Raw genomic sequence first — 10,887 nt, forward strand, 5'->3', positions numbered from 1 at the left:
GCGTGCTCAGCGCCTGGAGAGCAGCCCGCCCAGCGCCGACTCGATCAGCAGCCCCAGCAGCGAGTACAGCAGCGAGCCGATCAGCGCGGCCAGGAAGCCGTTGACGTGGAAGCCGCCCAGCAGGCCCGAGGCGGCCCAGAAGAGCAGCGCGTTGATGATGAAGAGGAAGAGCCCGAGCGTGACGATGGTGACGGGCAGGGTCAGGACCACCAGCACCGGCCGCACGACCATGTTGAGCAGGCCGATCACAGCGGCCGCGATGAGCGCGGAGCCGAAGCTGTTGACCTGGACGCCGCTGTAGAGGTATGCGACCGCCAGCAGCGCCACGGCGCTGAGCAGCCATTTGAGGATGATGCGCATGGGGGCAGGATACCCCAGGGCCCGCAAAAGACAACGAGCCCCGGCACCTTTCGGCGCCGGGGCTCGCAGGGAATCGAGCTTCAGTCCTGCGGCCTTATTCGGCCAGTTCGTTCGCCAGCACGAGCAGTGCGCCCATGCCCATCACCGCGCCAGGGAAGGCCCAGCCCGACTGCTGCGGCGGCGTCTGGTCCGGCGTCACCGGCTCCAGGTCGACGCCGACCTTCGGGCGGCGCGCATCGACCACGTGAGTGGCCGAATGCTCGCGCTTGAGCTGCGCGGTGAGCTCGGCCAGCGGGCCCTTGGCCAGCACCGGCGTCACCTGGCCGCCATTGCGCTCCAGCAGCGGCGTCATCTGCGCCTGCACCTTGCTGAACCACTTGGCGCGCCAGTTCTCGCGCGCGCTGTGGCTCACCCACTTGCTGATGCGATGCGTCATTCGAGGAGCGCAGGCCACGAGCACCCAATGGCGCGCCACGACGCTGTTCGCGTCCGGCGCCAGTTCGGCGAACTGCTCGCAGGCGTAGGTGGCGTCGTCGACGTAAAGAATGATCTTTTCCATGGCGTGCTCCTTCAGGTAGTTAGAGTGACAGAGACAGTGTTGGTCAGGAAGTTCGTGGCGAGGGCGTGGTCGCCGGCCTCAGCCGGTCGTCACCGCCGGTTCCTCGTGCTTGTTGCGGGCATGGCGCGCAGCCACCCACTTGCCGACCACCAGCACCAGCAGTGCACCGAGGACGCCGGCTGCGTACTTGATCAGGTCGGTCTGCGGCACCTTCGGCACCCAGGTCCAGGCGGCGGTGTTGGCGAGCGCAGGGTCAGAGACGGCCATCGTGCCGGCGATCCAGCCCAGCAGCATGCCGCCGGCGGTGATGATCATCGGGAAGCGGTCCATCAGCTTGATGACCAGCTGGCTGCCCCAGACGATGATCGGGATGCTCACGAGCAGGCCGAAGATCACGAGCGGCATCTGGTGGCTGTCGCCGGCGCCTTGTGCGGCCCCCGCGATGGCGATCACGTTGTCGACGCTCATCACGAGGTCGGCGACGATCACGGTCTTGACGGCACCCCACAGCTTGTCGCTGCCGGTGATGTTGCCGTGCCCGTCGTCATGCTCGGGAGCCAGCAGCTTGATGCCGATCCACACCAGCAGGATCGCGCCCACCAGCTTCAGGAACGGAATCGCCAGCAGGGTCAGCGCGAAGAAGATCAGGATCACGCGCAGCGCGATCGCGCCCGCGGTCCCCCACAGGATGCCTTGCGTGCGCTGGGCCGGCGGGAGTTTGCGGCAGGCCAGCGCGATCACCACGGCGTTGTCGCCGCCCAGCAGGATGTCGATCATGATGATCTGACCGACTGCGACCCAGAACTCCGGGGTCATGAACATTTCCATAGGTTTCCTCTTTGTCTGCGCGCCCCTGCCTCTCCCTTCAGGGGCGACGACGGAAGGCGCATGGCTATGCGTTTCGATTCATCCCGTGCAGGGCGAGTCGAAAGCGAGGAATGAAGGCCGGGGGACACCGGGGACTTGCGAACGCTTCGACCAAACCTGCACAGGTTCAAATCGAAGGTCTTGCTCGACAGCGCGCGCGCAAGAACCCGCGCGTACGTTGCCCGACAGGCCGGAAGTGTTTTGCTTCGTATTGACGACCTGACGATTCGCGCTACCGTGGCCGGCAGCGGTCGGGAGCTACTCCCCTTCGTGCGGCGGATTAGAGCATCGAAGCTCTTGGCGGCGCAATCGAAAGTTTTCAGGAATTCAAAGAGAACGGCTTTGGAATGCCCATGGATAAAGGGTTTGAAGCTCTTCTTTTCATAGCGACCATGTCCCTTCGACGCTTCGGGACATTGCCGGACTATGATCGCCGTCCGCTGCTTTTTCACGCTCCATGGCCGCCATACACATCACCGACATCGAGGCCGCCATCAACTACTGGCGCGAGAAGACGCCGTCGCCCGACGGCGTCACGCTGGGCCCTGAATTGCGGGCGCTGGCCGAGGTCTACGCGCTCATGGTCTTCCATCACGAGGACGAGGTCGACGAGGTCGGCTTTCCGGCCAAGGCCTGGGCCGCCTGGATGGCCTGGTACGACAGCACGCCCGACACCCCCTGCATCGCGATCTGCTCCACCAGCCAGGGCGACGACGAATGCAAGGGCTGCGGCCGAACCTTCGACGAAGTGCAGTTCTGGCCCGGCATGTCGCCCGTCGAGAAGCGCGCCACATGGCGCCGCATCACGATGGAAGACTCGGCCTGGCGCTTCAACCGCTATGCCGAGCGCGCACGCGAGGCCGAACGCGAGCCATCGTCGCCGCCGCCATCGGCCGACGAGCCCGAGTTCGATCCCGACGACGAGAAGAATTGGGCCCCCTGACCATGCGCCGTCTTGCGCAAGCGCCCAACCTCGCGATCGCGACCGTGTGGGCGCACGCCTTGCGCGAGGAGGGCGTGGCCGCCACCGTGCAGCGCGAGTTCCTCGGCGCGGTGATGGGCCAGCTGCCGCCCGACCAGTGCCTGCCCGAGATCTGGATCGACGACGAAGCCCAGTTCGATCTCGCCAAACATCTGCTGCACGAACTGCAGCACCGCCCGCAGCGCAGCTGGCGCTGCGTGTGCGGCGAGCAGATCGAAGGCGGCTTCGAGCAGTGCTGGCAGTGCGGCCAGATGATGCCGGCGGTCTAGAAACAACGAGCATGGCGCCTTCGCGAAACACCGCGGAGCCGGCTTCGCCGGGCCGCAGGTGTTGCCCCCGGTAGGGAGTTGGCGAAGCGCACGAAGTGCGCGCAGCCTGGGGGCGAGCCCTATTTCCAGCGCAGCAGTTCGATGTCGACGCTGTTGGCGCCGTCGCCCAGCGTCAGCGTGTTCTCCTGGATCGTCGCCTGCAGCTGCATGCTGCGCTGCGCCAGCGCGGCCAGGGCCTGCGAGGCGCTGGTCGGCACGCGGTACACCTTGAGGTTCTGCGGCCGCGTGAGCTTGTTCTCGATGCCGCGCCACCAGATCTCGGCCGCGTGGTTGAAGGCATAGACGATCACCTCGTCGGCCTTGTTGCAGGCCTTGATGATGGGCTTGTCTTCAGGCTGTCCGACCTCGATCCAGAGCTTGACCTCGCCCGTGAAGTCGCGAAGCCACACGTCGGGTTCCTCGACGTTCGACAGGCCGGCGCCGAAGGCCAGCGTGCCGTCGCCGTTGCACACGTCCTGCAACTGGTGCGCGTTGAGCGCGAGCGCCACGAGCCTGATCATCATCCGCTCGTCGGTCTCGCTGGGGTGGCGCGCCAGGGTCAGCGCGTGGTCGGCGTAGTAGCCGTGGTCGATGTCGGCCACCGCGAGGGTGGCCTTGAAGATGGTGGATTTGAGGGCCATGGGTGCGCGAGTTTAGGCGGCAGGCGCCCCGGGGATGCGAAAGAAACAGCCGCCCGAGGGCGGCTGTCGGCGTGAAGGCGCGAACGCCTCCTAGATCCGGCTGGCGAGCTCCGCGGCCTTGCCCACGTAGCTGGCCGGCGTCATGGCCAGCAGGCGGGCCTTCTCGGCCTCGGGGATGTCCAGCGAGCGGATCAGCCCGTGCAGCGCCTCGGCCGTCACGGTCTTGCCGCGCGTCACTTCCTTGAGCTGCTCGTAGGCGCCCTGCACGCCGAAGCGGCGCATCACCGTCTGGATCGGCTCGGCCAGCACTTCCCACGAGGCGTCGAGGTCGGCGGCCAGCGCCTCGTCGTTGAGCTCGAGCTTGCCCAGGCCGGTGGCCAGGCTCGCGTAGGCCAGCGTGGCGTAGCCGAAGCCCACGCCGATGTTGCGCAGCACCGTGCTGTCGGTCAGGTCGCGCTGCCAGCGGCTGATGGGCAGCTTCTCGCTCAGGTGGCGCAGCACCGCGTTGGCCAGGCCCAGGTTGCCTTCGGCGTTCTCGAAGTCGATCGGGTTGACCTTGTGCGGCATCGTCGAGGAGCCGATCTCGCCCTTCTTCAGGCGCTGCTTGAAGTAGCCCAGGCTCACGTAGCCCCAGATGTCGCGCGAGAAGTCGATCAGGATGGTGTTGGCACGCGCCACCGCGTCGAACAGCTCGGCCATGTAGTCGTGCGGCTCGATCTGGATGCTGTAGGGCTGGAAGCTCAGGCCCAGGCCCAGCGGTGCGGGCGTCTCGACGACCTTGCGGCTGAAGGCTTCCCAGTCGAAGTCGGGCCAGGCGGCCAGGTGGGCGTTGTAGTTGCCGACAGCGCCGTTCATCTTGCCCAGCAGCTTCACCGCGGCGATCTGCTCGCGCGCCTTCGACAGGCGCACCGCCACGTTGGCGATCTCCTTGCCGACCGTGGTCGGGCTGGCGGTCTGGCCGTGCGTGCGCGAGAGCATCGACACGCCGGCGAACTGGTGCGCCATCTCGCGCAGCTTGGCGATCAGGCCGTCGAGGGCCGGCAGCACCACCTTGTCGCGCGCGGCCTGGATCTGCAGGGCATGGCTGGTGTTGTTGATGTCCTCGCTGGTGCAGGCGAAGTGCACGAACTCGGCGGCTGCGAGCAGTTCGGGACGGGCCTCGAACTTCGACTTGATCCAGTACTCGACCGCCTTCACGTCGTGGTTGGTGGTCTTCTCGATCTCCTTGATGGCCAGCGCGTCGGCCTCGGAGAAGTGGGTGACCAGGCCCATCAGGTACTTGCGCGCGCCGCCGGTCAGCGGCTTGAATTCGGCGAAACCGCAGTCGGACAGCGCAATGAACCACGCCACCTCGACTTGCACGCGCCGGTGCATATAGCCCTGCTCGCTCATCAGCGGACGCAGCGCCGCGAGTTTGGCCGCGTAGCGGCCGTCAAGGGGGGAAAGGGCGGATACGGTGGAAAAGCTCATGCCTCAATTTTAGGCGGGCGCCGCGCGCAGGGGCCGGCGGAGCGCTTCCGGGGCGTTTGGGGAGACGATCCGCAGGGGATCGGGCCTCTGGTTTTCCCGTTCACCTAAAATGACTATTACCAAACGTCATCAATGCATAGGGAGAGAGCCTTCATGAAACTGATCGGATCCGCCGCCAGCCCCTACGTGCGCAAGGTGCGCGTGGTGCTGGCCGAGAAGCGGCTCGATTACCAGTTCGTGATCGAAGACGTCTGGGCTGCCGACACCACCATCTCCAGCTCCAACCCGCTGGGCAAGGTCCCCTGCCTGATCATGGAAGGCGGCGAGGCGATGTTCGATTCCCGCGTGATCGTCGAGTACCTGGACACCCTGTCGCCCGTGGGCAAGCTGATTCCGCAGCAGGGCCGCGAGCGCGCCGAGGTCAAGACCTGGGAGGCGCTGGCCGACGGCGTCATGGACGCCGGCGTGCTCTGGCGCCTGGAAGCCACCTGGTCCGGCCGCGCCGACGGCGAGCGCAGCGCCGCCTGGATCGAGCGCCAGCGTGCCAAGGTCGAGGGCGGCATCTCAGCCATGGCCAAGGGCCTGGGCGACAAGCCCTTCTGCAGCGGCATCCACCTGAGCCTGTCGGACATCGCCGTGGGCTGCACGCTGGGCTGGCTGGACCTGCGCTTCCCCGAGATCGACTGGCGCAAGGACAATGCCAACCTCGCGAAGCTGTTCGACAAGCTGATGCTGCGTCCGAGCTTCATCGACACCAAGCCCTGAGCGGGCGTCGGCGAAACGCAACAAAAAACGAAGGCGCCCCAGGGCGCCTTTTTCCTTGTCCCTCAAGGCCTGCGCAGCGTGTACTGCACCACGTCGATGTTCGCCTGCGAGAACGCCGCCTCGCAGTAGGCGAGATAGAACTCCCAGATGCGCATGAAGCGCTCGTCGAAGCCCAGCTGCAGCACGCTTGCGCGCCGGGCCAGGAAGCTCTCGCGCCAGCGGCGCAGCGTTTCGGCGTAGTCGGCGCCGAAGCCGAACTCGTCCACCACCTCCAGTCCTGCCGCCTCCGCTTCCAGCCGGAACTCGCGCGGACAGGGCAGGCAGCCGCCCGGGAAGATGTACTGCTGGATGAAGTCGGTCGAGCCGATGTAGCGGTCGAAGAGCGCGTCGTCGATCACGATGCTCTGCACGCAGGCGCGGCCGCCCGGCTTGAGCAGGCGGGCCAGGGCGCGGAAGTACTCCGGCCAGTACGCCCGGCCCACGGCTTCCACCATCTCGATGGAGCAGATCGCGTCGAAGGGGGCGTCGTCGATGTCGCGGTAGTCCTGCAGCCGCAGGTCGGCGGCGAGCCCGGCGGTGCGCTGCCGGGCGTAGGTGAGCTGCTCGGTCGACAGGGTCACGCCCGTCACCGAGGCGCCGAAGTCGAAGGCCGCCATCTCGGCCAGCGCGCCCCAGCCGCAGCCGATCTCCAGCACCCGGTCGCCGGGCTTCGCGTGCACCGCCTCGAGCGCTCGGCGAACCTTCGCGCGCTGCGCCTCCGGCATGGGCTTCGACAGGTCGCCCTCGAACCAGGCCGACGAGTAGTTCATCGTCTCGTCGAGCCACAGCGCGTAGAAGCCATTGCCCAGGTCGTAGTGCGCGTGGATATTGCGCGAGCTGCCGGCCTTGCTGTTGCGGTTCAGCAGGTGACGCAGGCGGTAGAGCAGGCGGCCGGCCCAGCTGCCGTACACCACGTCTTCGATGGCGCGGCGGTTGGCGATGAAAAGCCGGAGGAGCTCGGTGAGATCGGGCGTGCTCCAGTCGCCTGCGATGTAGCTTTCGGCGAAGCCGATGTCGCCCGACTTGAGCGCAGCCTTGCAGACATTCCAGTTGCGCAGCGTGATCGAGGCCGAGGGGCCCGAGCCGGCCGCGGCGCCGAAGTGCCGCACCGAATCGTCAGGCAGCCTCACCGTGAGCGAGCCGCAGGACAGCCGCTGGAGCAGGCCGAGCACCGTGCGGGCGGCGGTGGGCGGGGTCCGGGATCGTCCGAAGGAGGGGGAGGGAGCGGTGCGCGCGAATCCCGGCAGGGGCATGGCGTCCGCGCAGGACATGCCGGGAGCTTCGCAGTGGGTTCGTCCAAGAACCGGGTGGAGGTCGTCGTTTTCGGCCATGACCCGATTACGCGCAGCGGCGCAAACCGGATTCAGGGAGAACGATCGGGAGGGGCCTATCGGACCTGGGTTCGCGTGCGGCGCAACCCGGTCCGGCCCGAATACAAAAATGCTGCGAGGCGCCCCGACGCGAAGGAGGGAGGGAGGGAGGAGGAGAAGAATCGCCTCGGGATTTCGACCAGACGGCAAGCGCCCGGAAGACCTCGCAACATGAAAACCGCGCGGCAGCGACTCGAAAATCAGTCGCTGCCCACGCGATTTAGGAGCGCGGTATCGGCGGCACGGTTCCCGTCCGGTTTGTAAACGTTTGTTCCCGGTGGGGCAGCACGGAAATCGACCGGTCGGTAAAAGTTGCCGGCGGTCAGTTCGGCCCGAGCTGCTTCTCGATGACGTTCACGAACCCGTTCTCGTCCGGCGCCGTCATGCTCGACCACGCCTGCACGACCTTGCCGTCGCGCCCGATCAGGTACTTGTAGAAATTCCACTTCGGCGTGGTTCCCGAGGCCTGCGCCAGCTGCCTGAACAGCGGATTCGCATCCGTGCCGCGCACCGACGACTTCGCGAACATCGGGAATTTCACGCCGAAGGTGCTTTCGCAGAATTCGGCGATCTCCTTGTTGGAGCCCGACTCCTGGGCGAAATCGTTCGACGGGAAGCCCAGGACCACCAGGCCGCGGGAGCGGTACTTCATGTCCAGCGCCTCCAGGCCCTTGTACTGGGGCGTGAAGCCGCAGAAGCTGGCCGTGTTGACCACGAGGACCACCTTGCCGGAGTACTGGCACAGGGATTGGGGTTTTTCGTCCTGCAGCCGCGGGAACGTGTGCTGAAGGATCACCGGGCATCCCGCGGGCTCCGCGGCGGCGGGCGCTGCAGGGGGGGTCTGGGCCTGCGCCGCAAGGGGCGAAACCAGGCTCGCCACGAGGGAAACCGCAGGGGCGCAGCGCCACAACATCGACAATCGGAAGGGGGTTCGCATGGCGGCTCCTGATTCAAAAATGGGAATGCGCATCCATGCTGCAAGGACGCGCGTATCCGCATCATCGCGCGTCTGTCATGGGCGCGCCAAACGGGCCGATTAAAATCGACGGCCTTAGAAAGATATAGATGCTCTATCCGGAACTCTTCAGACAACTCGAATCCGTCCGCTGGGACATGGACAAGGACATCCCGTGGCAGTCGTTCGACGCCTCCTTGCTGTCGGAAGAGCAGGCGCAGACCATCAAGATGAATGCCATCACCGAGTGGGCGGCACTGCCGGCCACCGAGATGTTCCTGCGCGACAACCGCCACGATAGCGATTTTTCCGCTTTCATGTCCATCTGGTTCTTCGAGGAGCAGAAGCATTCCCTCGTGCTGATGGAGTATCTGAAGCGCTTCAGCCCCAAGCACGCCCCCACCGAGGAGGAGCTGCACGAGGTGCGCTTCGACTTCGACCCGGCCCCGCCGCTCGAAACCCTCATGCTGCATTTCTGCGGCGAGATTCGCCTCAACCACTGGTACCGCCGTGCCGCCCAGTGGCACACCGAGCCGGTCATCAAGCACATCTACACCACGCTGAGCCAGGACGAAGCCCGCCACGGCGGCGCCTACCTGCGCTACATGAAGCGCGCGCTGGAGAAGTTCGGCGACGAGGCCCGTGCCGCCTTCACCAAGGTCGGCGTCCTGATGGCCAGCGCCCGCCGCACGGCGCAGGCCCTGCACCCGACCAACCTGCACGTCAGCAAGGCGCACTTCCCGCGCGACACCGTGCAAAGCCGCATGCCCGACCCCGACTGGCTGGAGCACTGGCTCGACAAGCAGATCAAGTTCGACGCCGTCTGGGAAACCAAGGTCGGCGAGCGCATCCTGCACAACCTGAGCCTGCTGATGAACCGCAGCTTCAAGACGGTGCAGGAGCTGAACCGCTACCGCAAGGAACTGGCAGCCACCCTCGGCCCCAAGCCCGAGTACCAGGGCGCGTAACTGTTGCTCGCCCCCAGGCTGCACGACATTTCGTGTCGCTTCGCCAACCCCCTAGCGGGGGCGGCCGTGCGCGACGGCCCTCCCTAAAACTCCACCTGTTGGTGAGAGGGCGTCACAAACCGGGGACGCCAGCCGTCTAGCCCGCATGGACGACGCAACCCTCACCTTCGACCGCCACCGCCCTCGCCTGCAGGGCATCGCCTACCGCATGCTCGGTTCCGTGGCCGAGGCGGAAGAGGTCGTGCAGGACGCCTGGCTGCGCTGGCACGAAGCCGCCAGGGACACCCTCGACAGCGCCGAAGCCTGGCTCGTGACCGTGGTCACGCGCCTGTCGATCGACCGGCTGCGTGCCGCCAAGGTCCAGCGCGAGCACTACATCGGCGCCTGGATGCCCGAGCCCACGCTGACCGGCGAGCACGATTCGCCCGCCACGCCCGAACAGCTGCTCGAGCGCGCCGACAACATCTCCGTCGCCTTCCTCGCCGTGCTGGAACGCCTCGCGCCCGAGGCCCGCGCCGCCTTCCTGCTGCGCGAGGTGTTCGATGCCGACTACGACGAGATCGCCCTCACCCTCGGCAAGACCGAAGCCGCATGCCGCCAGCTCGTGCACCGCGCCAGGCTCCAGGTGCAGGAAGGGCGCCCGCGCTTCTCCGTGCCGCGCGAGACCCACGAGCGCCTGTTGCGCGCCTTCGCGGACGCCGCCTCGCGCGGCAGCCTGCAGGAGCTGAAGGCGCTGATGGCCGAGGACGTCGAGCTCATCGGCGACGGCGGCGGCAAGGTGCAGACCTTCAGCAAGATCCTGCGCGGCAGTCAGCGCCTCGCGCAGCTGTACTTCTCGCTGTGGCGCCGCCTGGGGCCGGCGGTGCGCATGGAGCTTGTCGACATCAACGGCGAGCCCGGCATGCTGCGCTTTCTCGACGGCGAGCTCGAATCGGCCCAGACCTTCGAGATCGAGAACGACCTCATCGTGCGCATCCGCGCGCAGCGCAACCCCGACAAGCTCGCACGCATCGCGCAGATCTATTCCTCGAAATAGTTCGCGCGGCTGTCACAGGGCGCCCGGCCCGCCCGTCTTCAGTGGGTAAGCAGATCGATTCCATCGCAACCCACTGGAGAAACCGAACCATGAACACCACCGCACGCCTGAACTGGTTCAAGCTGGTCCCGAAGTCCTTCGAGGCCATCCTCGGCGTCAACGCCACCATCGAGTCGAGCACGCTCGGCAAGGTGCTGGTCGACTACGTCTACGCCCGCGTCTCGCAGATCAACGGCTGCGCCTACTGCCTCGACATGCACGTGCGCGACCTGCGCAAGCAGGGCGAGGAATGGCAGCGCATCAACAGCCTCGCCACCTGGCGCGAGGTGGGCTTCTTCAACGAGCGCGAGCGCGCGGCGCTGGCCTGGGCCGAATCGCTCACGCGGCTGGCCGACCGCTACGACGCGCGCGACGCCGAATTCGCGGCGCTCAAGGCCAACTTCAGCGACCTGGAGATTGCCGAGCTGTCGGTGGCCGTCGCGCAGATCAACACCTGGAACCGCCTCAACGTCGCCAGCGGCATTCCGGTAGCGGTCAAGCCGCTGCTCTGACCACAAGGCGAAGGCG

At 66.5% G+C, this 10,887-nt stretch carries 13 protein-coding genes; 6 read left to right on the top strand and 7 right to left on the bottom strand.

Annotated elements, in window-relative coordinates:
• Nucleotides 1–6: 6 nt before the first annotated feature.
• The 3 genes from FHY06_RS19585 to FHY06_RS19595 form a co-directional block, all read right to left on the bottom strand.
• The gene (locus tag FHY06_RS19585; protein WP_184606096.1) at nucleotides 7–360 is read right to left on the bottom strand and encodes a phage holin family protein; all 354 of its coding nucleotides are present in this window, start codon (nucleotides 358–360) and stop codon (nucleotides 7–9) included.
• A gap of 94 nt (nucleotides 361–454) precedes the next feature.
• Nucleotides 455–919: a hypothetical protein gene (locus FHY06_RS19590; RefSeq protein WP_019653844.1), complete on the bottom strand. Its 465-nt coding sequence runs from the start codon at nucleotides 917–919 to the stop codon at nucleotides 455–457.
• Between the two features lie 78 nt (nucleotides 920–997).
• Nucleotides 998–1,747, bottom strand: a complete 750-nt coding sequence (locus tag FHY06_RS19595; RefSeq protein WP_184606097.1) for a TerC family protein — start codon at nucleotides 1,745–1,747, stop codon at nucleotides 998–1,000.
• Nucleotides 1,748–2,243: 496 nt separating this feature from the next.
• On the opposite strand from FHY06_RS19595, the gene FHY06_RS19600 reads away from it, so the two are divergent.
• Together FHY06_RS19600 and FHY06_RS19605 are read left to right on the top strand one after the other, a co-directional pair.
• Nucleotides 2,244–2,729: a DUF3717 domain-containing protein gene (locus FHY06_RS19600; RefSeq protein WP_026346302.1), complete on the top strand. Its 486-nt coding sequence runs from the start codon at nucleotides 2,244–2,246 to the stop codon at nucleotides 2,727–2,729.
• Nucleotides 2,730–2,731: 2 nt separating this feature from the next.
• Nucleotides 2,732–3,037 carry a putative signal transducing protein gene (locus FHY06_RS19605; protein WP_184606098.1) on the top strand — a complete coding sequence of 102 codons (306 nt, stop codon included), beginning with the start codon at nucleotides 2,732–2,734 and terminating at the stop codon, nucleotides 3,035–3,037.
• A gap of 119 nt (nucleotides 3,038–3,156) precedes the next feature.
• Here FHY06_RS19605 and FHY06_RS19610 read toward each other — a convergent pair whose 3' ends face one another.
• Nucleotides 3,157–3,717 carry a YaeQ family protein gene (locus FHY06_RS19610; protein ID WP_019653847.1) on the bottom strand — a complete coding sequence of 187 codons (561 nt, stop codon included), beginning with the start codon at nucleotides 3,715–3,717 and terminating at the stop codon, nucleotides 3,157–3,159.
• 90 nt (nucleotides 3,718–3,807) lie between these two features.
• The gene (gene purB / locus FHY06_RS19615; protein ID WP_132754361.1) at nucleotides 3,808–5,187 is read right to left on the bottom strand and encodes an adenylosuccinate lyase; all 1,380 of its coding nucleotides are present in this window, start codon (nucleotides 5,185–5,187) and stop codon (nucleotides 3,808–3,810) included.
• Between the two features lie 153 nt (nucleotides 5,188–5,340).
• Here purB and FHY06_RS19620 point away from each other — a divergent pair, with 153 nt between their 5' ends.
• Nucleotides 5,341–5,952, top strand: coding sequence for a glutathione S-transferase N-terminal domain-containing protein (locus FHY06_RS19620; RefSeq protein WP_019653849.1), 612 nt, complete (start codon nucleotides 5,341–5,343; stop codon nucleotides 5,950–5,952).
• 62 nt (nucleotides 5,953–6,014) lie between these two features.
• Here the strand turns inward: FHY06_RS19620 and FHY06_RS19625 are convergent, their stop codons facing one another.
• Nucleotides 6,015–7,262, bottom strand: coding sequence for an SAM-dependent methyltransferase (locus FHY06_RS19625; protein WP_260310536.1), 1,248 nt, complete (start codon nucleotides 7,260–7,262; stop codon nucleotides 6,015–6,017).
• A gap of 421 nt (nucleotides 7,263–7,683) precedes the next feature.
• Nucleotides 7,684–8,298: a glutathione peroxidase gene (locus FHY06_RS19630; protein WP_019653851.1), complete on the bottom strand. Its 615-nt coding sequence runs from the start codon at nucleotides 8,296–8,298 to the stop codon at nucleotides 7,684–7,686.
• A 128-nt stretch (nucleotides 8,299–8,426) separates the two neighbouring features.
• Here FHY06_RS19630 and FHY06_RS19635 point away from each other — a divergent pair, with 128 nt between their 5' ends.
• The 3 genes from FHY06_RS19635 to FHY06_RS19645 all read left to right on the top strand — a co-directional run bounded on the left by FHY06_RS19635 (nucleotide 8,427) and on the right by FHY06_RS19645 (nucleotide 10,871).
• Nucleotides 8,427–9,284 (top strand): ferritin family protein, encoded by an 858-nt coding sequence (locus FHY06_RS19635; protein WP_019653852.1) that lies wholly within the window; start codon nucleotides 8,427–8,429, stop codon nucleotides 9,282–9,284.
• A 145-nt stretch (nucleotides 9,285–9,429) separates the two neighbouring features.
• Nucleotides 9,430–10,320, top strand: a complete 891-nt coding sequence (locus FHY06_RS19640) for an RNA polymerase sigma-70 factor (protein ID WP_126183707.1) — start codon at nucleotides 9,430–9,432, stop codon at nucleotides 10,318–10,320.
• A gap of 89 nt (nucleotides 10,321–10,409) precedes the next feature.
• On the top strand, nucleotides 10,410–10,871 hold the full coding sequence (locus FHY06_RS19645; protein WP_126183708.1) for a carboxymuconolactone decarboxylase family protein: 462 nt from the start codon (nucleotides 10,410–10,412) through the stop codon (nucleotides 10,869–10,871).
• The last annotated feature ends 16 nt before the right edge of the window (nucleotides 10,872–10,887 follow it).

The organism is Variovorax atrisoli (genome assembly GCF_014195185.1).
Classification (GTDB): Bacteria; Pseudomonadota; Gammaproteobacteria; order Burkholderiales; family Burkholderiaceae_C; genus Variovorax; species Variovorax atrisoli.